Genomic DNA, 24662 nt, shown 5'->3' with positions numbered 1-24662 from the left:
GGGCTTTTCCTTCGCATCGGCTGGAGGTTCGAAAAAAGATGGCGCCGGCGCCGCCGGCATGCTCCGCCCGCGCCCCGGGATCAGTGTCCTGTCTTTCAACGCCGTCTTGACGCCCGGGAAGATTTCTCCGAGGGGAGTGCGCTTGCCATCATCGGAGAACAGTCGGCAAAACGCATGCCGCCCACGCCGTCGGCGCGCGTGCTCCGCATCGCATGCGCCGCGCGCGGAAGAGCGGAGAAAGCGGACGGGACCGCCGGACTCGGGAACGTGTCGCCCGGTAAGAAATGCCGCAAGTTCTACTCATCGGCCGCATGCCGGCCGTCCGTGGTTCGATCGGGCGGCTTCCGATTCCCGGCAAGAGGATCGAGGGCCGCCTCCCAGCATCGTATGCGGTTCTTGCCGGTGCGTTTCGCGGCATACAGCGCCATGTCGGCGCGGTGCTGCAGGTCGTCCGGCCTGTCGGGGTCCATGGCGGCAAGGCCCATCGACACGGAGATCGGCGGCAACCGGATGCCAGCATGCGCCACGTCGAGGAGGCCGATCTGGTGGCGAAGCTCCTCCAGGCGGGCGCTCGCCTCGTCGACCAGGACGCGCGGCATGATGATGGCCAATTCCTCGCCGCCGATCCGGCAGGCGATGTCGTAGGACCGGACGAAGCGGCGGATCTCGTCGGCGACGACTCTGAGCACCCTGTCGCCCGCCTCATGGCCGAAGGAATCGTTGAATTGCTTGAAGTCGTCGATGTCGATGATCGCCAGGACGAGACTCTCGCCGGTCCGTTGGGCCCGATTCAGTTCCCGGCGCATCATCTCGTCGAAATAGCGGCGGTTGTAGAGTCCGGTCATCGCGTCGCTGACCGCCTGCTGGCGGAGCGCGGTGCGCAGGCGAAGGTTCGCCAGCGACATCTTGAGGGCGTCGGCCAGCGCTTCCGCGGCCCACCCTGCCCGGCGCAGTTCCCACTCGTTCATCGCCTCGAAGGAAACCAGATGCAGGACGCCGGAACGATCCTCGCTGATCGGCAAGGGGGCGCAGACGGCATGCCGGACGCGCCGGTTCAGGCCGCAGCGGACGAAATGGGAGCACATCAGCGACAGCGGACCGGAGGCGTCGGGAGCGCACTGGTGCAGCCGGCCCCGGCGCTCCGCCCAGCACTTGCCCGGCGTGGCGGAACCCGCCTGAATGAACGCTTCTCCCCAGGCGGCGCGGACTCCCGTCAGCCCGTCATCGTCGGTGAAGGTGAGCGCGCCGCTCCAGGCCGGGAACAGGCGCAATCCGTTGTCGCTGACGATCTGCCAGCCCTGGTCCTCGTTTTCGCAGAGGTGCAGCAGTGCCGTGGTTTGCTGCAGGGTCCGCATGAAATGGCGGGTCTGGTTCATTTCGCGCGCCACGTCCTGCAACGCCTGATCACGCCGGGCCGCGCGCCGCTCGGTTTCCTTGAGGAGGTCGATGTCGACCAGGTAGGCGTGCACCAGATCGTCGTTCGCCGCGCCGCCGGTGGCCAGATGCAGCAGGTACCACGGACGGGTCCCGTCCCCGCGCGCCAGCCTGACGTGGCGTTGCGCGGAGGACCCGGCGCGGTCGCCCGGCCGCTGGCCAAGCTCCCTGATCCACCCGCAGGTTTCCGCATCGAACAATTTGCCGAGCGTCAGGCCGGCGGCCGACGGCCCTTCCGGCATGGACAGGGCGTCGTGCAGGTTCGGCGAGAATTCCCGCAGGCGGTGAGGCGGTTCCGCCTCGAAGGCGAGGATGATCACCGGCCCGGACATGAACAGACGCCGTTCGGAGCGCAGGACCTGCTCGACGTTGCGCAGCACGTCAACGTCGGTCTGCGTGGCGAGAATGCGCCGCGGCATGCCGTCGGCCGACCATTCGACGGGGCGGGCGTGGATTCTCACCCAGCGCCAGCCCTCCCAGGCCGCGCGCATGCGCACGTCGCAAAGGACTTCCTTGCGCAGTCCGCCGACGAGTTCCGCCAGCAAACGCTGCGCGTCCCGCTTGTCGTCGTCATGGCACAGGCGCAGCCACGGATCGGCGAACTGATCCACGGGACTGCGCTCGTCATAGCCCAGCATCGTGGCCCAGGGGCCGCCCATCCGGACGGTGCCGCTCGGCAGGTCCCAATCGACGAACCCCGCGCCGGCGCAATCCATCAGGCATTCGCATTGTTGCGCATGGTGTTCCTGCAGGCGCTGGTGCTCGTCCAGCAGGACCCGCAGGCGAAGGGAAAGATCCTCGTTGGCGGCCCGCAGGTCGGCCAGCCCGGAACCGCGCCGGCGGATTTCCTGATCGAGCAGATGGCGGAGAAGCAGGAACAGCGCGACCAGCGCCATCATGTCGAGCGCGATGCCCGCTGCCGCCGCGCCGGGCGGCATGGCGGCGGGAATGCCGGAGGCGGCGGCGGGCAGCGGCAGGCGGGCGAGCAAGCCCGATGCGGCCAGCGCCAGCACCGCGGCGGTCCGCCGCCACGGCCCGGCTTCGGCGCCATGGAGCGCCAGCACGGCGGCGAGGACGAGCAGCAGATCGGCGGCCAGGACCGGGGCGGCGGGCGCCAGCGCGGACAGGCGCATGAGCAGCGCATGAACGTAGGGAAACAGCGCGGCGCCGAACAACGGCAGCGCGCCGGAGATGCGCGTGAACGGCGAGCGCGGGCGGGCGGCCCCGTGCATGCCGGCGGCCAGGGCCGCGAGGATGGACGAAAAGGCAAGGAAAGCGGCGGCCCACAGCCCGGCGTAACCCCATTCCGTGGGCGGCAAAACCAGCAGCAGGAGGAGCGGCGCGGCGACGAGGGCGACGCAGATGGACAGGCGGGCGAAGGGAGTGCTTCCGGAACGCGCCGTCAGGCTGGCGAGACAGACGCAGGCGAGCGTATCCAGTATGAAGGCGGCGTCGAAAGTCCAGGGACAACACGCGCCTAGCATGAAGATCAGCCGGGAGGAGTCGGCATAGGCACTTCTTCCTGTCCGCCAGTGGCGAATCGATGCGGCTCCGGCGTCGGCGTTGCGCCAGGGCGCGGCCTTTCATCCCCGCCATGTGGCGGGAGTGCAAGGGAGGGAAGCGGCGGGAGCGCGATATCCGTCGCGCATCCCGCCGGGGTCGGTTGCTCTTTAGAGGCCGCGCGGTTCCCAGTAGTTCTCCTGGCCGTAGTAGGAATGGACTTCGCTGGCCCAGGTGGTGTCCGCCATCGACGGCCAATGGTCCTTGTCGAAGCCCGGCGCGGCCTTGAGGCGTTCGGCGTCGATGTCGAGGATGAAGCATTTGCGCTCGACGTCCAGGGTCAGCGCCCGCCACGGAATGGCGAACAGCTTGTCGCCGATGCCGAGCAGGCCGCCCGACGACAGCACGGCGTAGGCCACGCGGCCGCTCGGCACGTCGAGCATGATTTCCTTGATCGAGCCGAGGTTGTCGCCCTTGCCGTTGATCACGTCATTGCCGTCCAGCGTGCTGGCCGCCATGACTTCGGGGCCGGGACCGTCGGGAATGTCCCGGGGCGTGCCGACGATCGCCGGACGCGAACCGGTCAGCGAGCAGTCGCCTGAAGATGAAATGGTCATAGCGTTCTCCTGTCATGAATGAAAGTTGCGGAGGGTTGAATCTGCCAGCGGCGCGGTGTCCGCTGCAGTTCACCGCCTTTCCGGCAAGCGCCGTGCCGTGCCGCTCGGGCGAACGATGAGGCTGCGGCCGGCGCCCGCGGCGGCTCCGGCCGGCGGCGGCAATATGTACGGAAATACTTACCTGCCCTGCCGGGATTTCCGGTTCGACCCGCGCGCCGGCGCGGACGCGGCGTCGTCTTCCGTCGAACCGAGCACCGAGCCGGGACCCGGCACGTTCGACGGCACGCCGCGCCGCTCGGTGTCCTGCAGGCCGTGGGTGACGTCCTCCTCGGCATGGCGGATGACGTCGCGCGACGTGTCCTTTTCGACGTCGACGCGGGTCTCGGCCGGGGCCGGACGCGGCGGCTTCTTCTCTTCCAGGTTGCGCCGCCTGGGCTTCATCCGCGGCGCCGGAGGCGTGGTTTTCGGCTTCATGGCTGGCTCGTCGGAAGGATCGGGATTCTTTCCCGGCAAGCGCCATGCCGGCTGCCGGGGTCGCTCAGCCGGCCTCCTCGCCGGCGTCGGGCAGCAGCAGCGCCAGCGGCAGCGGCAGCGCGTCGAACAGCGCCGCCAGATCGATATGCGGGTGGCCGGCCACCATGACGGCGGCCACCCGCCGCCCAGAAAAGGCGTCCCGCCAGGCGTGGACGTACGGCGCCGGCACGCCGACGACGGTGCCCGCCCAGCGCGCGCTGGCGGTGGCCTGCTCCGGATCGCCGCCGGTGAGGGTGTACAGCAGGCGCGTGGCGACGACGATGGCCGCCTGCCGCGCGTCGCCGCGCACGAAGGCCACCACGTGGCGCGCCGCCGGGCCGCCCACGTCGAGCGGGATGTAGCGGCCGTGGCGGAACGGGCCGGGCAGCTCGCGCCGGGCCTGCAGCGCCCGCCAGAGCAGGTAGAGCTTGAGGCGCCCGTCGTCCAGGCCGCGCGCCAGCCGGCCCAGGCCCTCCGCGTCGGGGCCGCGCGCGAACTCGCGCCGCAGCTCGTGCAGCTGCGCCCGCGCCGTGGCGAAGTCGACCGGCCGCCGGTTGTCGGGGTCGACCAGATTGAGGCTCCAGCGCTCGCAGCCCTGGTAGACGTCGGGCACGCCCGGCGCGGTCAGCTTGAGCAGCAGCTGGCTCAGGCTGTTGAACGCGCCGAAGCGCGCGATGGTGGCCTGGAACGGCAGGAAATCGCCGAGGAAGATGTCCCGCCGCGTGCCGGGGGCCAGGATTTCCCGCACGAAGCCGGACAGCGCCGCCTCGTAGGCCTCGTCCGGATTCATCCAGCTGGTGAGCTGCTTGGCTTCGCGCGCGGCCTTCAGCAGGTAGGCCTCGACGCGCCCGGCCAGCGCCTCGATCGCCGCGTCGTCGGCCGGTGCGAACGGCCAGATGCCGAGCAGCGTCTGGTAGAGCAGGTATTCGTCGTTGCCCGACGGCGCCGGGACGCCGCCGACGCGCGTCTTGCTGCGGGCGTTGAGGCGGCCCCAGCGGCGCAGCGCCAGCCGCCAGGCGCCGGGCATTTCGGACAGCACGTCGAGGCGCGCCCGCACGTCCTCCGACCGCTTGCTGTCGTGCGTCGAACGAGCCGAGCAGGCCGAAGGGATGGTCGCAGGACAGGCGTTCGCAGGCGGCATGGAAATCGTTCGGCTCGCTGCCGAAGGTGCGCGGGTCGCTGCCCACCTCGTTCAGCGAAAGCAGGCGGTTGTAGCGGTAGAACGCCGTGTCCTCCATGGCCTTGGCCATCACCGGCGCGGTGAATTGCTGGAAGCGGCGGACGAAGGCCAGTTTCAGCCGGCGCAGCGGCGGCGCCGGCTCGGTCGGCGCGGAGAGGATCACGTCGCGGACGAAGTGCAGCGCGCTGGCGTCGCCGGCCAGCCCGCGCCGCGCCGCGTCGTCCACCGCCCGCTCGACGTGGCGCCGGTCCGCCGCCGAGACGCCGCGCGGACCGATGTAGGTGCGATACACCGGGAAGCCGGCGGCGATTTCGAGCAGCGCCCCGCGCAGCCGGCTGCGCGTGAAGTCGCGCGTGCCGCGGTCCTGCTGGGCGATGGCGTGCAGCAGCGAGGCGAGGCCGCTGACCTCGCCCGGCAGCGAATGCGCCATGATCAGGTAGCGGGATTCGAGCAGGACCTCGCTGAAATCGCGCATCTCGCCGGAAAAAGCGCGGTAGACGCGCGAGAAGCGCGATTCCTGCGCGGCATCGACGAACAGGCTGTTGCAGAAGGCCGAAAATCGATAGCCGGTTTCGCCGTGCACCGGCCATTCCTGCGGCAGCGATTCGAACTCGCCGACGATCTTCTCGACCACGACGTAGAGCGTTTTCCCCTCCACGCCGGCGCCCAGGCGCGCATAAGTGTCCTGCAGGCGCCGGAAGTACGCGGCGGGGTCGGACAGGCCGTCGGGATGGTCGACGCGCAGGCCGGACACGCAGCCTTCGGCGATCCAGCCGAAGATGCGGGCGTGCGTCGCCGCGAACACCTCGTCGTCCTCGATGCGCAGCGCCGCCAGGTCGTTGACGTCGAAGAAGCGGCGGTAATTGATGTCGTCGGCGGCGACGCGCCAGGAGGCGAGCCGGTAGGCCTGCCGTTCGAGCAGCCGGTCCAGGCCGTCGAAGCTGGCCGGATCGCCGGGCGTGCCGTTGAGCGCGCCGAGCCGCGCGGCGACGTGCTCGCGCACCGCCGGCAGCCGGGCGTAAAGCGCGGCGAGCTGCTGCTTGAAAATGGGCTGGTTGCGCCGGCGTTCCAGATGGGCCGCCTCGCCGTCGCCGTCGCGCGCGGGCAGCGTGCGCAGCGCGGCGAGCAGCGTGGCCGTGGCGGGCTCCTCGAAAAAGCCGTCGGGCACGCCGGTCGCGGCGGCCTCGTCGCCGACCAGTATCCACGGGTAGTCGCAGGGATCGATGGGGAAGCGGTGTTCGTGGTAATGCACGCTGAACTCGCCGCGCTCGGGGCTGAAGCCGAGGACCAGCTCGCCGTTCTCCAGCACCGCGCCATACTGGTCGCCGAGCACCGGCAGCAGCACCTTGCCGCGCAGCTCGGCGGATGGCGGCGACCAGTCGATGTCGAAGTGGCGGGCATGCGCCGAGGCGCGGCCGTTTTCCAGCACGTCCAGCCACCACTCGTTGTCGGCGCCGAGCACGCCGACGTGGTTCGGCACCACGTCGAGCACCTGGCCGAGGCCCAGTTCGCCGAGGCGCGCGCAATAGCGCCGGAAGTCGTCCATGCTGCCGATCTCCGGATTGACCGAGCCGTGGTCGACGATGTCGTAGCCGTGCGCGCTGCCCGGCCGCGCCTTGAGGAACGGCGCGGCGTAGATGTGGCTGATGCCCAGCTCGGCGAGGTACGGCAGGATTTCCTGCGCCGCCCGGAAGCCGAAGTCGCGGTTGAACTGCAGCCGGTAGGTGGCGCGCGGCACGTCCGCCCGCTCCGATTCGAAGGCGCCGGAGCCGCGCACCGGCAGCGCCGGGCACGGCCGCTCGGCGGCCAGCAGCGCGGCGGCGGCGTGCCAGCGCGGATCGGTGGACATCCCCGGCGCCAGCTTGCGGCGCCAGGACGGCTCGACGGCCTCGCCGGCCGGGGCATCGGCGTCGGCCCGGCCCGCCACGCTTGCCAGGGGAACGACGGCCAGCAGCGCGGGCGAGCGCGCCACCGCGCGGCAGGCAGCGGCCGCCGCGTCGGCGGCAAGCGCCGCGTCGCCGGGCACGGCCGCCAGCGCGAGGCGCGGCCACGCCGCCGTGTCCTCGTCGCCGGCGCGGCGCGTCCGGCAGGCCAGCACGCCGTGGCGCGCCATCGCCGCCGCCACTTCGGCCGGCACCTCGGCGGGATCGGCGCCGATGACCACGCAGCGCCGGCGCCGGCTTTCCAGGCAGAGCAGCAGGAAGAGCTCGCGCAGCGGCGGCGCCGTCCGCCGGGGCGCGGGCAGCAACCGTGCCAGCCCCGCCGCCTGATCGAGGCGGAGCGCGCCCGCCTGGCGCATGTTGGCGCGCAGCGCCGCCAGGAAGGGTTCGAAGCCGCCGTCGCACGGCCGCTGCGGCGCGGGCGGCGGCAGGCCGCCCTGCCCGTCCCCGGCGGCCGCTCCCTCCGGCGGCGTCCCGGCGTCGAGCGCCCACCGCAACCAGGCCTCGGACCCGCCGGGATGCGCGCCGGCCGCCAGCGCGCGGCAGAGGCCCACGCGCATGCCGCGCGCGCAGGCGCGCTGCGCCACGGCCTGCAGCTGCCCTTCGGCCTGCCACTGGAGGTATTCGTAATATTCGACCCGCGCCTCGTTCTCCGCCGCGAACGCGCGCACGGCGGCGCCCTGCGCGTCGCGGAAGACGGCCGGCCACGCCGTCCAGCCCTGGACCACCGGATCGAGGCGGTGGAATCGCTCCTGCAGGGCTTCGAAGACCGCGTGCAGGCGCAGCGCCCGGCCACCTTCGCGCTGGAAATCGCGGAACAGGCCGGCGCGCTGGGTCAACCGGTCGAGGTGATAGAGGCGGAAATGCCGGTAGAGCAGCTCGAACAGCTCGAACTTGGCGGCCGCCACGCCGGCGTAGTCGATCGACCGGCTGCCGCGCAGCGCCGCCAGCCGCGCGCGGAACTCCTCGCCGGCGACGCGCTCGCGCGCCTCGCGGCATTCGCTGAAGTCGCGCATGCTGCCGACGTCGAGGTAAAGCACGTTGAGCCACTCGCGGCTCGACGGCAGGCCGGGATCGGCGCGTTCGGGGTCGTGCGGGAAAAGCGCGTGCAGCGGCTCGACGGCGACGAAATGCGCGCCGGCGTCCGCCGCCAGATCGATCAGCCGCCGCAGGTCGCCGAAATCGCCGAGGCCCCAGTCGCGGCTCGAACGCAGCGCGTAGACCGGCACCGACGGCCCCCACAGGCGCTCGCCGCCGCTCGCTGCCTCCGCATCGAAGCAGGCCGGCGGACACACGTACAGGTCGATGTCGAGCGCATCGCCCGCCGCGCCGGCCTGCGGCGCCAGCGACAGCCGGTGGCGGCCGTGGGGCACCGGCTCGCCGAGCGCCAGCGACATCGGCACGCGGCCGTCCACCGCCCCGCCATCCTCCGGGCCGGGGGACGCGGGCCGGGCCGTGGCCAGCCCGCGCCGCTGCACGCCGTTTTCCAGCCACAGGCGCCAGCGCAGCGTCCGCCCCGACCACGGTGCCGGCAGGTCCACGGCCAGCGACAGGGAACCGGCGTCGCCGCCCTCGACCACCAGGGCGATTGCGTCGCCGCTCATGCGCGCGCCTCGCCGGCGGACAGGCGGTAAGCCAGCACGCTCCAGGGAGCCAGGCGGTCCGCTCCGGCCCCGGCCACCTCGTCCGCCCCGATCGCCGCGAACGGCCGGCCCGGCGGCAGGGCCACGGGCGGCGAGGCGGCATCGTCGAGATTGGCGAGCAGCAGCAGCGCCTCGCCGTCGCCGGTCGCCCAGAGCACCTCGAAGGCGCCGTCGCCGCCCAGCGCGGTCGCCTCGCCGCCGCGCAGGCGGTCGAGCAGCGGCGCCACCTGCCGGCGCCGCGCCAGCAGCAGCTCCCGGTAGAAATCGCGCCATTCGCGCGCCTCGGGCGTCTCCCGCGCCGCCCAGTCGAGCTTGCTGGCCAGGAAGGCGGCCTCGGCGCAGGGGTCCGGGCCGTCCTCGTCGTCCGCGAACGCATCGAGCCCGGCGAGTTCGCGCCGCCGGCCCTCGCGCACCGCCTCCGCCAGTTCGCCCTGGAAGTCGCAGAAGTAGTGGAAAGGCGTCCGGGCGCCGGCCTCCTCGCCCATGAAGATCAGCGGCGTGGCCGGCGACAGCAGCTGCAGCGCGACCAGGGCGCGCAGCCGGCGCGGCGGCACCAGCACGGTCAGGCGTTCCCCGTGGGCGCGGTTGCCGATCTGGTCGTGGTTCTGCAGGAAATTGACGAACGCGCCGCTCGGCAGCCCGTCGCAGCGCTCGCCGCGCGCCGTGCCGGAATGGAGCGAATATTCGCCCTGGAAGGCGAAGCCGGAGGACAGGCAGCGCCTCAGCATGGCCGCCGGCCGGGCGGCGAAATCGGCGTAGTAGCCGTCGGTCTCGCCGGTCAGCACGACGTGGGCGGCGTGGTGGAAATCGTCGTTCCACTGCGCCTCGTAGCGGCCGGGCTGGCCGGGCGCGGCGAGCAGGCTGGCCTGGTTGCGGTCGTTCTCCAGCACCAGATGCACGTGCCGGCCGGCGCAGGCGGCGCGCGCCCGCCGCGACAACTCTTCGAGGAAGGGCGGCTGCGCGGCGTCGAAGATGGCGTGCACGGCGTCCAGGCGCAGCCCGTCGAAGCGGAACTCCTCCAGCCAGTACAGCGCGTTGTGGATGAAGAACTCGCGCACCGTGGCGCCGTCCGCGCCCTCGAAGTTGATGGCGTCTCCCCACGGCGTCTGGCGCCGGTGGTTGAAGAACGGCCGCGCGTAGGCGTGCAGGTAGTTGCCGTCCGGGCCGAAGTGGTTGTAGACCACGTCCAGGAAGACCATCAGGCCGTGCCGGTGCGCCGCCTGGATGAAGTGCTTGAGTTCGTCCGGGGTGCCGTAGGCGGCATGCGGCGCGTACGGCAGCACGCCGTCGTAGCCCCAGCCCCGCTGCCCCGGAAAGGCCGCCAGCGGCATCAGCTCGATGGCGGTGACGCCCAGCTCGGCCAGTTCGCCGAGCCGGGCCTCGGCCGCGTCGTAGCGGCCGGCCGGAGTGAAGGCGCCGACGTGCAGTTCGTAGATCACCGTCTCTTCCCACGGGCGGCCGCGCCAGCCGGCATCCCACGCGAACGCCTCCGGCGCGGTGATCCGGCTCGGGCCATGCACGCCTTGCGGGTTGAAGCGCGATGCCGGGTCGGGGACGGTGAAGCGTCCCAGGCGGAAGCTGTAGAGGTCGCCGGGGCGCGCGTCGGCGACCACGCAGCGGTGCCAGCCGTCCGCCGCGGGGAGGCACGGATACGCCCTCGGCCCGCCGGCGCCGGCCAGCACCACCTCGGCCTCGCGCTCGGACGGCGCCCACAGGCGGAACTCGTAGCCCGCCGCCGGCTCTCCGGCCCGCGCCGGCCGCGGCCCGAACGGCATGGCGTGGACGGCGCGCAGGCCGCGCGCGGGATGCTCGCCGGGACGCTGGTCCGGCTTCATGAGGCCTCCGTCACGGCGTCGCCGGGCGGTCCGGCGCGGCCGCCGGGCGGCGCGGCGACCGGATCTTCCCCGTGCGCGGAAGGGGCGATCGTCGCCCGCACCTGCGGCAGCATGTCGGGATAATTCTCCTGCAGATGGACGAGCAGCTGTTCGCGCACCTTGCAGCGCAGGTCCCAGGTGGTCGACGAACTCGGCGCGCTGACCAGGATGCGCAGCTGCATGGCGCGCTCGGAGGTGTCGGTCACCTGCAGCACGCATACCCGGCGGTCCCATTCGGGCGCGCCCTCGACGATCTCCTTCAGCCTGGCGCGCAGCGGTTCGAGCGGCATGCGGAAGTCGACCCACAGGAACACCGAGCCGAGCAGCTGCGAGGAATTGCGCGTCCAGTTCTGGAACGGATTCTGGATGAAGTATTCCAGCGGCACGATCAGGCGGCGCTCGTCCCAGATGCGGATGACCACGTAGGTCTCGGTGATCTCCTCGACGCGGCCCCATTCGTTCTCGACGATGAGCACGTCGTCGAGGCGGATCGGCTGGGTCAGGGCGATCTGCAGGCCGGCGATGAGGTTGCCGAGCACCGGCCGCGCGGCCAGGCCGGCGAGGATGCCGGCGACGCCGGCCGAGGCGAGCAGGCTGGCGCCGACCTGGCGGACGTTGGGGAAGGTCATCAGCACCGAGCCGACGCCGAGCAGGCCGACCAGGAACATGGCCGTGCGGGCGAGCACCAGCACCTTGGTGTGCAGGCTGCGCGCGCGCAGGTTGTCGGTGACGGTGACCGGATGGCTGATGGTGACGAAGTCGGCGAGCGCGGCGATCAGCCGGACCACGAAGGCGGTCACCAGCAGGATGATCAGGATGGACAGCGTCTGGCGCACCAGGCCGAGCACGGCGGCCGGCTGCGTGGCGTCCGCCAGGGCGAGGTGCACCAGCAGCAGGATGAGCAGCCACTGGAATGGCCGGCGGGTGAAATGCATGATCCGCTCGGCCAGCGCATAGCGCCGGGCGGCGCGCAGCGCGATGCGATGGACCACGGCATGCACGACGTAGCCGACCAGCGCGCCGGCCAGCGTTTTCAGGCACAGGCCCAGCCAGGGATGGGCGGTCATCAGGGCGTCGATCTCTTCCATGCGGACCTTTCCGTTGCTTCCGGCAGCGTTGGACAATGCCGGGCGTCATGCATTCGACGTGCCCGCCGGCGGCCGGGTTTCCGCGTCCCGTGCCCCGCGAGACGCACCGGGAAGGTAAGAATTACCGGTAATTCTTGCGTCGGCGGCCGTCTCCGGGGCGGCGCCCGGCCGCCGCGCGCGGCGCGGAGCGGGAGTGCGCCGCCTCAGCCTCGGCATGTCCATTGCCAGGAAAGCCGCATGATTTTTTCAACCAGCAAGGGAAAAGCCATGAATCGCTCTGCCAATGCCCAATTCACCGACACGCGCACCCTGCGCGAACGGGCGCGCCGGAACGTCGACAACGGCGCCGTCACCGAGGACTACGCGGCGGACCGCGACAAGGTGCTGAGCCTGCTCAACGAGGCGCTGGCCACCGAGATCGTCTGCAGCCTGCGCTACCGGCGCCACTACCACACCGCGCGCGGCCTGGCCTCGGCCAGCGTCGCCCAGGAGTTCCTGGAGCACGCCGCCGAGGAGCTGGCGCACGGCGACCGCTTCGCCGAGCGCATCACCCAGCTGGGCGGCGATCCGGACTTCTGTCCCGCGACGCTGGCGGAGCGCAGCCATGCCGAGTACGTCGAAGGCGACACGCTGGTCGGCATGATCCGCGAGGACCTGGTCGCCGAGCGCATCGCCATCGAGAGCTACCGCGAGGTGATCCAGTACATCGGCGACAGCGACCCGACCACGCGGCGCCTGTTCGAGGAAGTGCTGGCGGTCGAGGAGCAGCATGCCAACGAACTGCTCGATCTCACCCAGCAGCTGGGCCAGCCGCTGCAGGGCTGAGCGTGCGCCGGGAGCCGACCATGCCGACGGAACCGCGCCGATGAGCGGCGGCGAAAAGCCGTCCGGACTTTTCGTGCCGGGGCGCAACTGCCAGGTGGTGGCGCGCGCGCGGCGCGTCGCCCTGCTGGTCAACGGCGAGGACTATTTCCGCAGCTTCATGCTGGCGGCCCAGCAGGCGGTCCGGTCGATCGTCATCCTGTCGTGGGAATTCAACAGCCAGACCCGCCTCTGTTTCGACGGCGGGGACGTGCCCGAGCGCCTGGGCGAATTCCTCAACTGGCTGGCGCGGCGCCGGCGCGGGCTGCGCATCCACGTGCTGGACTGGGATTCGCCGCTGGTCTTCCGCGCCGACCGCGAATACCGTTCCTACACGCTGCGCGGCTGGCATCCGCACCGCCGGGTGCGCCTGGTCTACGACGACACGCAGCCGCTGGCCGCGTCGCATCACCAGAAGATCGTGGTGATCGACGACGCGCTGGCCTTCATCGGCGGCTTCGACCTGACCGTGAGGCGCTGGGACACCTGCTCGCATGCCGCGCGGGAAGCGCGCCGCACCTGCCAGGACACGCCCTACCCGCCGTTCCACGACCTGATGATGGCCGTCAACGGCGACGCCGCCCGCGCGCTGGGGCAGCTGGTGCGGCAGCGCTGGCGGCATGCCACCGGCCGCCGCCTGCGCCCGCCGCCCGAGCAGGGCGCGGCCTGGCCGAAGGAGATGCCGGTCGATCTGGAGGAGGTGGACGTGGCGCTGGCGCGCACCGTCCCCGAGCTGCCGGGACAGCCCGGCGTCGACGAGGTGCAGGCGCTGTACCTCGACATGATCGCCGCCGCCCGCGAGCGCATCTACATCGAGAACCAGTACTTCACCGCCTACCGCGTCGGCGAGGCCCTCGCCGCCCGGCTGGCCGAGGCCGACGGCCCGGAGATCGTGGTGGTGGTGCGCCTGTTCAGCCACGGCTGGCTGGAAGAACACACCATGCACATCCTGCGCACGCGCCTCGTCCGGCGCCTGCGCGAGGCCGACGCGCACGGCCGCCTGAGCATCTACTACCCGCACGTTGACGGGCTGGAGGAGCGATCGTGCATCGATCTGCACTCCAAGCTGATGATCGTCGACGACGAAATCCTGCGCATCGGCTCGTCGAACCTCTCCAACCGCTCGATGGGCATGGACACCGAATGCGACGCGGCGATCGAGGCGCGCGGCGACCCGCGCATCCGCGGCGTGGTGCGCGACTTCCGCAACCGCCTGCTGGCCGAGCACCTGGACGCCGAGCCCGAGGCGGTCGAGGCCGCCTGCCAAGCGCACGGCTCGCTGCGCGCCGCGATCGAATCGCTGGCCGGGCGCGAGCGCACGCTGCGCCCGCTCGACCACATGCCCGAATGGTCCGAGACCACCATCGAACTGGCCGGCGTCGGCGATCCGGGCCAGCCGGTCTCGCTCGACGCGATTCTCGACGAGCTGAGCCCGGAACAGCTGATCGCGGACCGCGCGGCGCCGCCGGCCGGGTCCGCCAACGGCAACGGCTCCGGCCGGCGTGCCTTCCTGGTGCGCCTCGCGCTGTTCGCCGTGCTCATCGGCGCCTTCGCCGCGATGTGGCGCCTGACACCGCTGGCCGGCTGGATCGACGCCGACCGCGTGGCCGCCTACGCGCGGGAATTCGCCGACCGGCCGTGGGCGCCGCTGGTCGTCCTGGCGGCCTACACGCCCGCCTGCGTGCTGATGTTCCCGCGGCCGCTCATCACCCTGGCCGCGGTGGTCGCCTTCGGGCCCTACCTCGGCTTCGTCTATTCTCTGGCGGGAATCCTGATCTCGGCGCTGTGCACCTACCTCGCCGGCTTCGCCCTGCCGCGCGACAGCATCCACCGGCTCGGCGGCGCGCGCCTGATGCACCTGGCCGACGTGCTGCGCCGGCGCAGCCTGGCCACGGTGACCGCGCTGCGCCTGGTGCCGCTGGCACCCTTCGCCGTCGAGGGGCTGGTCGCCGCGGCGATCGGCGTGCCGCTGCTGCCTTTCATGCTCGGCACCCTGTTCGGGATGCTGCCCGGCACGCTGGCCACGACGATCTTCGGCGACCAGTTCAAGCACGTCCTCAGCGATCCCTCGCGCATCAATTTCGGCCTGCTGGCGGCGGCCGTGCTGGCGCTGACGGCCCTGACCCTGCTGGTGCGCCGCTGGCTGGTCAACCAGCACCGGGAAATGGCCTCCCCGGCGGCCCGCGCGCATGAAGGTCACTAGCCTCGCCAACTGGCGCAACCTGCATCAGGCCCTCGGGCCGGACTACCTGCGCATCGCCTCGTACAACATCCACGGCGGCGTCGGCCGCGACGGCGCCACCGACATCCGGCGGATCGCCCGGGTGATCGACGAACTCGGCTGCGAGGTGGTCGGCCTGCAGGAGGTCGGCAAGCTCTTCGCCCACACCGACGAGGCCGTGCAGCTGGACGTGCTGGCCGAGGAGACCGGCATGCGGGCGGTGGCCGGCCATACCGTCGTGCATGCCGACGGCGCCTTCGGCAACGCGCTGCTGACCCGCCGGCCGGTGCTGGCGGTGCGGCGCCACGACTTCAGCTATCTCACCTGCGAGCCGCGCGGCGCGCTGGAAGTGGACGTCGACGTCGCCGGCACGCCGGTGCGGGTGATCGTCACCCACCTCGGCCTGCGTCCACGCGAGCGGCGCTTCCAGGTCGAGCGCATGCTGCGCCTGCTGCACGACCTGCCGATCGACCTGCCGGTGGTGGTGCTCGGCGACATCAACGAATGGCTGCCCCTGGGCCGGCCGCTGCGCTGGCTGCACGGCGTGCTCGGCTACGCGCCGGCGCAGCGCACCTTCCCGGCCTGGCTGCCGCTGTTCGCGCTGGACCGGGTGTGGGTGCGGCCGCGCCACACCCTGCTGGCCTTCGCCGCGCACCGCACGCCGGCCGCGCGGCAGGCCTCGGACCATCTGCCGGTCAAGGCGATCATCGTGCCCGGCCCGGCGCGGCCCGGGCCCGACGTCGGGCCGCTGCCGGCGGCCGCGCGTCAGTGATATTCGAGATCGCGCGACTTGCCCCGGAAGACCCAGTAGGAAAAGGCGGTGTAGCCGACGATCAGCGGCAGCACGACGACCACCCCGACCAGGATGAAGGCGAGCGACGCCGGCGCCGCCGCGGCCTGCCAGATATCCATGCGCTGCGGCACGATCCAGGGAAACAGGCTGTAAGCCAGCCCGTGGAAGGCCAGGATGAAGATGGCCACGGTCGCGGCGAACGGCACCTTCGCCCACGGCTGCCGCGCCGATTCCAGCTCGGCCGGCAGCCGCTTCAGCGCGACGCCGGCCAGGATGAAGAAGCCCAGCGTGAACACCGGGATCGGCGCCAGCAGGAAGAAGTTGGGAACGGCGAACCATTTGAGGAAGACCTCGGCGTTCATCAGCGGCGTGGCCACGGTCACGCCGATCACCCCCAGCTCGGTCAGCCACAGCGCGCGGCGCGCCCAGGCCACGGCGCGCCGCTGCAGGGCGCCCTCGGTCTTGATCAGCAGCCAGCCGGCGCCGAGCAGGCAATAGCCGGCGGCCAGCCCGAGCCCGATGCAGGCGGCGAACGCCACGTTGCCCGGCGAGCGCTCGAAGCCGGCGACCAGCAGCCCGAGCATGTAGCCCTGCGCCAGCGCCGCGAGCAGCGAGCCGGCGAAGAAACAGAGGTTCCAGCGCGGCTTGTGGCGCTCCTGGGCCTTGAAGCGGAAATCGAAGGCCACGCCGCGCAGGATCAGCCCGAGCAGCATCGCCGCCACCGGCAAGTAGAGCGCCTCCATGACCAGGCCGTGGGCCAGCGGGAACGCCGTCAGCAGCACGCCGATGCCGAGCACCAGCCAGGTTTCGTTGGCGTCCCAGAACGGCCCGATGGCGGCGATCATGGCGTCCTTGTCCTCTTCCTCGGCCAGGCCGAGCAGGATGCCGACGCCGAGGTCGTAGCCGTCGAGCACCACGTACACCAGCATCGCTAGGCCCATGACGATCATGAACGCCAGCGGCATCCAGCCGGCGGGTTGGCTCAGGTCAGGCATGTCCGGCTCCCTGGCCGCCGCCGGCGCGGAACGGGTCGGCGACGGGGTTCATCGTCTTGCCCTCGGCGCTCTCGCCGGCCTTGCGCGCCATGTGGTACAGCGTCAACACGAAGGCCGCCAACAGCACGGCGTAGAGCACGAGGTACATGGCCAGGGTCAGCCCCACCCGCTCCGGCGGCACCTTGGTGACGGCGTCGGCCGTCTTCAGCACGCCGTGCACCAGCCAGGGCTGGCGGCCGATCTCGGTGACGTACCAGCCGGCGACCAGCGCGACCCAGCCGGAAAAGGTCATCAGCGCCAGCGCGCGCAGGAGCCACGGCGCGAGCATGCCGCGGCGGCTCAGCTGCCATTGCGCGGTCCACGACACGGCCAGCATCAGCACGCCGATGCCGACCATCACGCGGAAGGCCCAGAAGACCGGCGCCACCGGCGGATGCTCGCCGCGGAAGTCGTTGAGGCCGCGGATCTCCGCGTCGAACGAATGGCCGAGGTAGAACGAGGCCAGGCCGGGAATCGAAATTTCGTAGCGGTTGCTGCGCGTCGCCTCGTCGGGCAGCGCCAGCAGCACCGCCGGCGCGCCGCGCCTGGTCTCCCACAGGCCTTCCATGGCCGCCACCTTGGCCGGCTGGTGTTCGAGCGTGTTGAGCCCGTGCAGGTCGCCGATCAGGATCTGCAGCGGAATCAGCAACGCCGCCACGCGCACGGCGGTGCCGAGCGCCGCCTGCACGTCGCCCGCGCGGTCGCCGCGCCGCCAGCGCCACGCCGAGATGCCGGCGACGAGAAAGGCGGTGGCCAGCATGCAGGCCAGCAGCATGTGGCTCAGCCGGTAGGGAAAGGACGGGGTGAAGATCACCGCCAGCCAGTCCACCGGGTAGGCCATGCCGTCGATCATCTCGAAGCCGGCCGGCGTGTGCATCCACGAGCTGAGCGCCAGAATCCAGAACGCCGAGAGCGTGGTGCCGACGGCGACCAGCACCGTGGCCAGGAGATGCACGCCCTGGCCGACGCGGCGCATGCCGAACAGCATGATGCCGAGGAAGGTGGCCTCCAGGAAGAAGGCGGTCAGCACTTCGTAGGCGAGCAGCGGGCCGGCGATGTTGCCCACCGTTGACATGAAGCCGGGCCAGTTGGTGCCGAACTGGAAGCTCATGGTCACGCCGGTGACCACGCCGATGGCGAAGGTCAGCGCGAAGACCTTGACCCAGAAGCGGTAGGCGTCCATCCACGCCGCTTCGCCGGAGCGGGCGAAGCGCACGCGGAAGTACACCAGCAGCCACGACAGGCCGATGCTGAGCGCGGGGAACAGGATGTGGAAGGTGATGTTGGCGGCGAACTGGATGCGCGAGGCCATCAGCGCATCCCCGAACACGCCGCTCATCGCGCCGTCCCGATGCCGTTCTGGTTCCGGTTTCCCCGCGCCTTGAGGAATTCGCCGCGTTCGCTGTCGTCCTGGCAGGCCACGCACCGCGTCGCGGTGGGCTGCGCCAGCAGGCGTTGGAAGCCGATCGGCTCGCCGCAGTCGATGCACACGTTGGCCTGGCCGGTGGACAGGCGGTCGAAGGCCAGCGCGATCTCCTGCATCTCGATCGTCTCCCGGCTCATCGCGTCGTTCTGCTCGTCGCGCTGGAGGCCGGCGTCCGCCTGGTCGACGATGTCGCCGGGCGGCGTCGAATCGTGGCCCGGCGCGCTGACGTCGCGCAGCTGGGCGAGATGATCGCGGATCGATGTCTGCAGCGAGGCCACCCGCTCCTCAAGCCGCCGGACCAGGGCGGCAACCTGCTCTTCGGTAAGTTCGTCCATGCCGTTTCATCCTGAAAAGATCGCGGAAAGAAGGCCGCCGGCGGCCGCTCCGTTCTTGCCGTAAATCTTGCAGGACGCTGAAAATATTGCATGGCCCGCGCCACGGCAGGAACGTGGGCCGGCCGACCGCCGGCACCGCGTATTCCGCAGCCGGCAACCGGCGTGCCCCTTCACAGCAGATAGGCCCAGCCGCGCGCGATCCATTCGAGCAGGCGCTCCTTCAGGCCGCGCCGGCGCCATTCCTCGATGAGCACGGGATGCGCCGCGCCCTCGTCCAGCCGGAACAGCCGCTCCATGTCCTCGGCGAAGCGGCGGTCGAGGATCAGCAGATCGGCCTCGTAGTTGTGCACGAAGCTGCGCCAGTCGAGGTTGGTCGAGCCCACGGCCGACCAGACGCCGTCGATCACCGCGGTCTTGGCGTGCAGCAGCGCGTCGCGCCGCTCGAACAGGCGCACGCCGGCCCCGAGCAGTTCGCCGTAGTGCGAGCGGCCGGCGTGGAACGGCGCCCAGAAGTCGCTGAAGCCCGGCAGCATCAGGCGCACGTCGACGCCGCGCCGGGCCGCATCGCGCAGGGTCTGCAGCACCCGCTCGTCCGGCACGAAATAGCCGTAGGTCAACCACACGCGCTGGCGGGCGTGCTCGATGGCCGAGAGCAGCGCCACGTACAGCTCGTTGCGCCCGGCCGCCGGATCGGCGGCCACCAGCCGCCCGGCCATCGCGCCGGCACGTTCGGGCGGCGGCCGGGGCGGCGGCGCGGCGGTCTCCGGACAGTTCTGGCCGCGCCAGTTGCCCTCGAACAGGTCGAGGAACTGGACGGCCACCGGGCCGCGCACCTGCACGTGGGTGTCGCGCCAGGCGGGCTGCGGTCCGGGCGCATCGCCGGCGGCGGCGCGCGGCGCGGCGCGGCCGGCGCCCCGGCGTGGTCCGAACGAGGAGCTGCTGTAGACCCGGCTGATGTTGATGCCGCCGGTGAAGGCCACCCGGCCGTCCACGATCAGCAGCTTGCGATGGTCGCGGTTGTTGATGCTCAGGCGCTCGTTCTGCTGCAGGCGCAGCGGATTGACCGGGTTGAACTCGCACACGTCGATGCCGGCCTGGCGCAGGCGCTCGAAGTATTCGGCCGGCGTCGCCAGCGAGCCGACGCTGTCGTACAGCACGCGCACACGCAGGCCGGCGCGCCGTTTCTCGACGAGCAGCGCGGCCAGCCGTTCGCCGACGCCCTCGGCTTCGAGGATGTAGGACTCCAGGTCGATGCCGCGGCGGGCGCCGCGTATCGCCTGCAGCATCGTCTCCTGCGTCTCCGGCCCGTCGACCAGCAGGCGCGCCTCGTTGCCGAGCGTGAGCGGCTCGGCGAGCTCGTGCTCGACGTGCCGCAGGTGCAGCGCGAGCACGCCGTCCGCCTCCCCGTCCAGCCGCTGCAGCGCGGCCTCGGCGCGCGCCGGGTCGAGCGCCCCGCGTTCGTCGCGCACGCTGACGGCGGCCGCGCGCGGCGTCCGTTCGGGCGGAAAGGCGGCGTCCGGCAGCAGCGCGGCGCAGGCGGCGAGCGCCAGCGCGGCCAGGCCGGCACAGCTCCGCCGGCCGTGGCGGGCGAGCGCCGCGCCGGCCCGGCGGAGCGGCGATGAGCCATCGGCGTCCGGCATCCGTCGCCCCACCGGCGCTCAGCGCCGGATCAGGCTGAGCACCAGGGAGATGAGGGCGACGACGATGAAGATGTAGAACAGGATCTGGGCGATGCCCGCCGCGCTGGCGGCGATGCCGCCGAAGCCGAACAGGGCCGCGACCAGGGCGATGATGAAGAAGATGACGGCGTATCGGAGCATGGCATTCTCCTGCGGTTTGAGGTCCTGCCGTCTGGCAAGCCGCGTGCCAAGGCGAGTTTCGCGCGTCATGGCCGGCGCTCCGCGTGCCCGGCGCGGGCATGAAAGCTGCCGGGGAACCGCCGCGGCCGCGACGGACGGCCGTACCGGCACGGTACCCCGAGACAGACCGCCTCATGCTTCCAAGCTTGCTGCAACTGCCCTTGTCGATCCAGGCGCAGCCCACCGAAACGACGTGCGGGCCGACCTGCCTGCACGCCGTGTACCGGTACCTGGGCAGCGGCGCCACGCTGCCGGAGGTGGTGGCGCGGACGCGGTCGCTGCGGCACGGCGGCACCTTCGCCGTGTTCCTCGCCTGCGACGCGCTCATGCAGGGCTACGCGGCGACCATCTACACCTTCAACATGACCGTCTTCGATCCCTCCTGGTTTCGCCAGCGGGTGGACATCGCGCAGAAGCTGCAGGCGCAGCGCCGGCTGAAGCGCGACCTGCGGCTCGTCTATGCCACGGACGGCTACCTGGAATTCCTGCGCCTGGGCGGCAACCTGCGCTTCACCGACCTGTCGCCGCCGCTGGTGCGCGGCATCCTGCGCCGGAAGCTGCCGATCATCACCGGCCTGAGCTCGACCTTCCTCTACCGCGCCCGGCGCGAATTCGGCACGCTCGACGTGCCCGACGACGTGCGCGGCACGCCGTCCGGGCATTTCGTCGTCATCAGCGGCTACAACCGGCGCGAACGCACGCTGCTGGTCGCCGATCCGTACGGCCCCGACCCCGCAGCCCCGGAGCGCAACTACTGGATTCGCATGGACCGGGTGTTCAACTCCGTGCTGCTCGGCATCGTCACGCACGACGCCAACCTGCTGATCGTCGCCCCGCGCCGGACAGGCGCGCCGCGGCCGTCCCCGGAGGACGCGCCGTGAGCGTGCTGATCGTGGTCGACGACCCCGACGACTGGCCGCTGCCCGACGATACCGGGCTTACCGTCGTCAGCGCGCTGAGCTACCTGGCCGACCCCGCCTACGGCGAGGACCGCACGGCCCGCGTCTTCAACCTGTGCGGCCCCAGCCACTACCAGAGCCTCGGCTATTACGTCTCGCTGCTGGCCGACGCGCGCGGCCAGCAGCCCTGCCCCCGGCCCGGCACCATCGAGGACCTGCAGTCGCCGCATCTGGTCCGGATACTGACCCCGCCGCTGGCCAAGCTGGTCGAGCAGAGCCTGGCGCCGCTCGCCGCCGAGCGTTTCGAGCTGGACGTGTATTTCGGCAAAACCCCCGCTTCGGGCTACGACGTGGTGGCCGGGCAGCTGTTCGCCTTCCTGCAGGCGCCGCTGTTCCGCGCCTCGTTCGAGCGCGGCGAGGCGGGCTGGATCACGCGCGGCATCCGCCTGCTCGGCCTGCGCGACCTGCCCGAAGCGCACCGGCGCTTCGCGCTGGAGGCCGGCACCAGCCATCTCGCGGGACGCAACCGCGCGGCCAACGGCAACGGACAGCGCGCCTTCGAACTGGCCATCCTGCACGATCCGCACGCCGAGCACGCGCCCTCCAACGCCGAGGCCCTGCGCAAGTTCGCGGCGGCGGCGGGCGAGCTGGGCATGCGGCCCGAATTCATCACCGCCGCCGACTTCGACCGCCTGGCCGGCTTCGACGCGCTGTTCATCCGCGACACCACCTTCCTGCACCACTACACCTACCGCTTCGCCCGCCGCGCCCAGCGCGAAGGTCTGGTGGTGATCGACGATCCGGATTCGATCCTGAAGTGCAACAACAAGGTCTATCTGGCGGAACTGCTGGCGCATCACAACCTGCCGATCCCGCGCACGCTGCTGATCCACCGCGGCAACATCGACCACATCGCCCCGCGGCTGGCCCTGCCCTGCGTGCTCAAGCAGCCGGACAGCTCCTTTTCCATCGGCGTGGACAAGGTGGAGAACGAAAACGAGCTGCGCACGATGGTCAACGGCCTGCTCGAAAAATCGGAGCTGGTGGTCGCGCAGGAATGGCTGCCGACGCCTTTCGACTGGCGCGTCGGCATCCTCGACCGCCGGGTGATGTTCGTCTGCCAGTACTACATGGCCGAGGATCACTGGCAGATCATCAACCACAACGGCAGCGGCGGCCGCAGCGAAGGCAGGACGGTGCCGCTGGCCGTGGGCGAGGCGCCCGAGGAAGTGCTGCGCATCGCCCTGGCGGCCGCCGACCTGATCGGCGACGGCTTCTACGGCGTGGACATCAAGGAGACCAACACGCGCTACTGCGTCATCGAGATCAACGACAACCCCAACGTGGACGCCGGCAACGAGGACGGCATCCTCAAGGACGCGCTCTACCGCGAGGTGATGGCCGTCTTCCTGCGCCGCCTGAAGCGCGCCGGCCTGGGCGGGGCGGCCGCATGAGTTCCGGCCACGGTGCGGCCGCCCGGCCGGCGTTTTCCGCGCACGGCGTCGAACTCGAATACATGATCGTGGACGGCGCCAGCTTCGCGGTCCGCCCGCTGGCCCCGTTCCTGCTGCAGCGGGACGGACGGGTCGTCGGCGAGCTGCGCCGGGACGGCGTCGGCTGGTCGAACGAGCTGATGAGCCACGTGGTGGAACTGAAGAACGCCGAGCCGGTAGCGGCGCTGACCGAGCTGCCCGCCGCCTTCCGCGCGGAGATACGCGAGATGAACGCCCGGCTGGCGCCGCTCGGCGCGCGGCTGATGCCCGGCGGCATGCATCCCTGGATGGACCCGCGCCGCGAGGCGCAGCTATGGACGCACGAGCACGCGGCGATCTACCGCAGCTTCGACCGCATCTTCGACTGCCGCCAGCACGGCTGGGCCAACCTGCAGAGCATGCACCTCAACCTGCCGTTCGGCGACGACCGCGAATTCGCCCGGCTGCACGCCGCCATCCGGCTGGCGCTGCCGATCCTGCCCGCGCTGTCCGCCAGCTCGCCGTGGGCCGACGGGCGGTTCAGCGGCTTCATGGACTACCGGCTGGAAATCTACCGCCATCACCAGAAGATCATTCCGTCGACCATCGGCGACTGCATTCCCGACCCATCGGCGTCGCCCGCGGACTACCGGGCGCGCGTGCTGGAGCCGATGCTGCGCGACGTCGCCCGCTACGACGCCCTGCTCGGCGAGGACGCCGGCAGCCTGTCGCACGAATGGATCGACGTCCGGGCGGCGGCGCCGCGCTTCGCCCGCAGCGCGATCGAAATCCGCGTGCTGGACGTGCAGGAATGCCCGACCGCCGACCTGTCGATCGCCGCGGCCGCGACCGCCCTGGCGCAGCGGCTCTACGAGCGCGCCGGGGACGATGCCCTGCCGACAGCGGTGCTGGTCGCCATCTTCGCCGCCTGCATCCGCGACGCCGAACGCGCCGTGGTGGCCGACCGCGAGTACCTCGCCCGGCTCGGCCTGCCCGGCCGGCCGCATACCGCCGGCGAACTCTGGGCGGAACTCGTCGAGACGTTGGCCGGCGACGGGCTGCTGGCGCCGTGCTGGCTGCCGGCGCTGCGCCTCATCCTGCGCCGCGGCACCCTGGCGCGGCGCCTGGACGCGGCCATCGCCGGCGATCCGGCGCGGCTGCCGGCGGTCTGCCGCGAACTGTGCGCGTGCCTCGACGCCGACCGGATGTTCCCCGGAGACGCCGCCGCGTGACCGGCCGCCCCGTCCGCCTGATCGTCGGCTGCCCGCACGGCGGCAACCGCCTTCCCGCGCCCTACCGGCCGCTGTTCGCCGGCCAGGAGCCCCGCCTGCGCAGCCACCAGGGCTACGACGCCGGCGCGCTGCGCCTGGCCCGCGAGCTCGCCGCCGCGCTGGACGCCCCGCTATTCCATGCCACCGTCAGCCGCCTGCTGATCGACCTCAACCGCTCGCTGGGCCACCCCCGGCTTTATTCCGAACGGACGCGCGCCGCGCCCCGCGCCGTGCGCGAGGAAATCCTGGAACGCCACTACCTGCCCTACCGGCGCGGCGTCGAGCGCTGCGTGGCCGAAGCCCTCGCCGCCGGCCTGCGCGTCGTCCACGTCAACGTGCACAGCTTCACCCCCCGGCTGGGCGAAGTGGTGCGCCAGGCCGACGTCGGCTTTCTCTACGACCCCACGCGGCCGCCCGAGAAGACCTTCTGCCTCCATTGGATGGCCGCCCTGCGCCGGCTCGCGCCCGGCCTGCGCCTGCGCCGCAACTGCCCGTACGCCGGCCGGGCCGACGGCTTCTGCACCTGGCTGCGGCGGCGCCATGCGGCGGAGGACTACGTGGGCATCGAACTGGAGGTCAACCAGCGCCACGTCATCGCCGGCGGCACGGCGTGGCGGCAGCTGCGGACGGATATCGCGGCGTCCCTGAAGACCGCCGTCGAGGAAGCCGCGTGGCCGGCCGTGTAGATCCCGGCCGGCCCGA

At 71.6% G+C, this 24662-nt stretch carries 18 protein-coding genes; 7 read left to right on the top strand and 11 right to left on the bottom strand.

The window, feature by feature from the left end:
- Positions 1 to 296 precede the first annotated feature (296 nt).
- From QM701_RS00555 to QM701_RS00530, 6 genes are all read right to left on the bottom strand, one after another.
- Positions 297 to 2918 (bottom strand): diguanylate cyclase, encoded by a 2622-nt coding sequence (locus tag QM701_RS00555; RefSeq protein WP_415165166.1) that lies wholly within the window; start codon positions 2916 to 2918, stop codon positions 297 to 299.
- A gap of 186 nt (positions 2919 to 3104) precedes the next feature.
- Positions 3105 to 3551 (bottom strand): PRC-barrel domain-containing protein, encoded by a 447-nt coding sequence (locus QM701_RS00550; protein WP_415165165.1) that lies wholly within the window; start codon positions 3549 to 3551, stop codon positions 3105 to 3107.
- Positions 3552 to 3728: 177 nt separating this feature from the next.
- The gene (locus tag QM701_RS00545) at positions 3729 to 4025 is read right to left on the bottom strand and encodes a hypothetical protein (protein WP_415165164.1); all 297 of its coding nucleotides are present in this window, start codon (positions 4023 to 4025) and stop codon (positions 3729 to 3731) included.
- Positions 4022 to 8788, bottom strand: coding sequence for a malto-oligosyltrehalose synthase (gene treY, locus QM701_RS00540; RefSeq protein ID WP_415165163.1), 4767 nt, complete (start codon positions 8786 to 8788; stop codon positions 4022 to 4024). Before treY ends, QM701_RS00545 begins: the two co-directional genes overlap by 4 nt.
- Positions 8785 to 10662: a malto-oligosyltrehalose trehalohydrolase gene (gene treZ, locus QM701_RS00535; protein ID WP_415165162.1), complete on the bottom strand. Its 1878-nt coding sequence runs from the start codon at positions 10660 to 10662 to the stop codon at positions 8785 to 8787. Before treZ ends, treY begins: the two co-directional genes overlap by 4 nt.
- Positions 10659 to 11789: a mechanosensitive ion channel family protein gene (locus tag QM701_RS00530; protein WP_415165161.1), complete on the bottom strand. Its 1131-nt coding sequence runs from the start codon at positions 11787 to 11789 to the stop codon at positions 10659 to 10661. The genes treZ and QM701_RS00530 overlap by 4 nt, the downstream gene beginning before the upstream one ends.
- A 267-nt stretch (positions 11790 to 12056) precedes the next feature.
- Between QM701_RS00530 and QM701_RS00525 the strand changes: the two genes are divergently transcribed.
- From QM701_RS00525 to QM701_RS00515, 3 genes are read left to right on the top strand one after another with little or no spacing between them, the layout of a single operon-like run.
- Positions 12057 to 12614, top strand: a complete 558-nt coding sequence (locus tag QM701_RS00525) for a ferritin-like domain-containing protein (protein ID WP_415165160.1) — start codon at positions 12057 to 12059, stop codon at positions 12612 to 12614.
- A 40-nt stretch (positions 12615 to 12654) separates the two neighbouring features.
- A complete protein-coding gene (locus tag QM701_RS00520) occupies positions 12655 to 14853 on the top strand; it encodes a VTT domain-containing protein (RefSeq protein WP_415165159.1) in 2199 nt (732 codons plus the stop codon).
- Positions 14840 to 15643: an endonuclease/exonuclease/phosphatase family protein gene (locus QM701_RS00515; protein WP_415165158.1), complete on the top strand. Its 804-nt coding sequence runs from the start codon at positions 14840 to 14842 to the stop codon at positions 15641 to 15643. Before QM701_RS00520 ends, QM701_RS00515 begins: the two co-directional genes overlap by 14 nt.
- Here QM701_RS00515 and QM701_RS00510 read toward each other — a convergent pair.
- From QM701_RS00510 to QM701_RS00490, 5 genes are all read right to left on the bottom strand, one after another.
- A complete protein-coding gene (locus QM701_RS00510; RefSeq protein WP_415165157.1) occupies positions 15637 to 16659 on the bottom strand; it encodes a cytochrome d ubiquinol oxidase subunit II in 1023 nt (340 codons plus the stop codon). The genes QM701_RS00515 and QM701_RS00510 overlap by 7 nt on opposite strands.
- Complete coding sequence (locus QM701_RS00505) at positions 16652 to 18037, bottom strand: cytochrome ubiquinol oxidase subunit I (protein WP_415165156.1); 1386 nt, start codon at positions 18035 to 18037, stop codon at positions 16652 to 16654. Before QM701_RS00505 ends, QM701_RS00510 begins: the two co-directional genes overlap by 8 nt.
- Entirely contained in the window at positions 18034 to 18459 is a 426-nt protein-coding gene (locus tag QM701_RS00500; RefSeq protein WP_415165155.1) for a TraR/DksA family transcriptional regulator, read from the bottom strand. The genes QM701_RS00505 and QM701_RS00500 overlap by 4 nt, the downstream gene beginning before the upstream one ends.
- Positions 18460 to 18629: 170 nt before the next feature.
- Complete coding sequence (locus QM701_RS00495; RefSeq protein ID WP_415165154.1) at positions 18630 to 20099, bottom strand: phospholipase D-like domain-containing protein; 1470 nt, start codon at positions 20097 to 20099, stop codon at positions 18630 to 18632.
- Positions 20100 to 20117: 18 nt separating this feature from the next.
- A complete protein-coding gene (locus QM701_RS00490; RefSeq protein WP_415165153.1) occupies positions 20118 to 20279 on the bottom strand; it encodes a DUF1328 domain-containing protein in 162 nt (53 codons plus the stop codon).
- A gap of 173 nt (positions 20280 to 20452) precedes the next feature.
- On the opposite strand from QM701_RS00490, the gene QM701_RS00485 reads away from it, so the two are divergent.
- From QM701_RS00485 to QM701_RS00470, 4 genes are read left to right on the top strand one after another with little or no spacing between them, the layout of a single operon-like run.
- The gene (locus QM701_RS00485) at positions 20453 to 21199 is read left to right on the top strand and encodes a hypothetical protein (RefSeq protein ID WP_415165152.1); all 747 of its coding nucleotides are present in this window, start codon (positions 20453 to 20455) and stop codon (positions 21197 to 21199) included.
- Entirely contained in the window at positions 21196 to 22671 is a 1476-nt protein-coding gene (locus QM701_RS00480) for a RimK family protein (RefSeq protein ID WP_415165151.1), read from the top strand. The genes QM701_RS00485 and QM701_RS00480 overlap by 4 nt, the downstream gene beginning before the upstream one ends.
- A complete protein-coding gene (locus tag QM701_RS00475; RefSeq protein WP_415165150.1) occupies positions 22668 to 23921 on the top strand; it encodes a carboxylate-amine ligase in 1254 nt (417 codons plus the stop codon). Before QM701_RS00480 ends, QM701_RS00475 begins: the two co-directional genes overlap by 4 nt.
- Positions 23918 to 24646: an N-formylglutamate amidohydrolase gene (locus tag QM701_RS00470; RefSeq protein ID WP_415165149.1), complete on the top strand. Its 729-nt coding sequence runs from the start codon at positions 23918 to 23920 to the stop codon at positions 24644 to 24646. The genes QM701_RS00475 and QM701_RS00470 overlap by 4 nt, the downstream gene beginning before the upstream one ends.
- Positions 24647 to 24662: the final 16 nt, after the last annotated feature.

The organism is Propionivibrio sp., from assembly GCF_047602565.1.
Taxonomy (GTDB): Bacteria; Pseudomonadota; Gammaproteobacteria; order Burkholderiales; family Rhodocyclaceae; genus Propionivibrio.
Note: the sequence above shows the minus strand (reverse complement) of the source record. Positions and strands in the feature narration are given on the sequence as shown.

Excerpts from the sequence above, each read along its gene's own strand:
- treZ (WP_415165162.1), bottom strand. The coding sequence starts at position 10,662 with ATGAAGCCGGACCAGCGTCCCGGCGAGCATCCCGCGCGCGGCCTGCGC.
- QM701_RS00515 (WP_415165158.1), top strand. The coding sequence starts at position 14,840 with ATGAAGGTCACTAGCCTCGCCAACTGGCGCAACCTGCATCAGGCCCTC.
- QM701_RS00555 (WP_415165166.1), bottom strand. The coding sequence starts at position 2,918 with ATGCTAGGCGCGTGTTGTCCCTGGACTTTCGACGCCGCCTTCATACTG.
- QM701_RS00520 (WP_415165159.1), top strand. The coding sequence starts at position 12,655 with ATGAGCGGCGGCGAAAAGCCGTCCGGACTTTTCGTGCCGGGGCGCAAC.
- QM701_RS00500 (WP_415165155.1), bottom strand. The coding sequence starts at position 18,459 with ATGGACGAACTTACCGAAGAGCAGGTTGCCGCCCTGGTCCGGCGGCTT.
- QM701_RS00550 (WP_415165165.1), bottom strand. The coding sequence starts at position 3,551 with ATGACCATTTCATCTTCAGGCGACTGCTCGCTGACCGGTTCGCGTCCG.
- QM701_RS00525 (WP_415165160.1), top strand. The coding sequence starts at position 12,057 with ATGAATCGCTCTGCCAATGCCCAATTCACCGACACGCGCACCCTGCGC.
- QM701_RS00545 (WP_415165164.1), bottom strand. The coding sequence starts at position 4,025 with ATGAAGCCGAAAACCACGCCTCCGGCGCCGCGGATGAAGCCCAGGCGG.
- QM701_RS00485 (WP_415165152.1), top strand. The coding sequence starts at position 20,453 with ATGCTTCCAAGCTTGCTGCAACTGCCCTTGTCGATCCAGGCGCAGCCC.
- QM701_RS00490 (WP_415165153.1), bottom strand. The coding sequence starts at position 20,279 with ATGCTCCGATACGCCGTCATCTTCTTCATCATCGCCCTGGTCGCGGCC.
- QM701_RS00530 (WP_415165161.1), bottom strand. The coding sequence starts at position 11,789 with ATGGAAGAGATCGACGCCCTGATGACCGCCCATCCCTGGCTGGGCCTG.
- QM701_RS00510 (WP_415165157.1), bottom strand. The coding sequence starts at position 16,659 with ATGCCTGACCTGAGCCAACCCGCCGGCTGGATGCCGCTGGCGTTCATG.
- QM701_RS00475 (WP_415165150.1), top strand. The coding sequence starts at position 22,668 with ATGAGTTCCGGCCACGGTGCGGCCGCCCGGCCGGCGTTTTCCGCGCAC.
- QM701_RS00505 (WP_415165156.1), bottom strand. The coding sequence starts at position 18,037 with ATGAGCGGCGTGTTCGGGGATGCGCTGATGGCCTCGCGCATCCAGTTC.
- QM701_RS00495 (WP_415165154.1), bottom strand. The coding sequence starts at position 20,099 with ATGCCGGACGCCGATGGCTCATCGCCGCTCCGCCGGGCCGGCGCGGCG.
- treY (WP_415165163.1), bottom strand. The coding sequence starts at position 8,788 with ATGAGCGGCGACGCAATCGCCCTGGTGGTCGAGGGCGGCGACGCCGGT.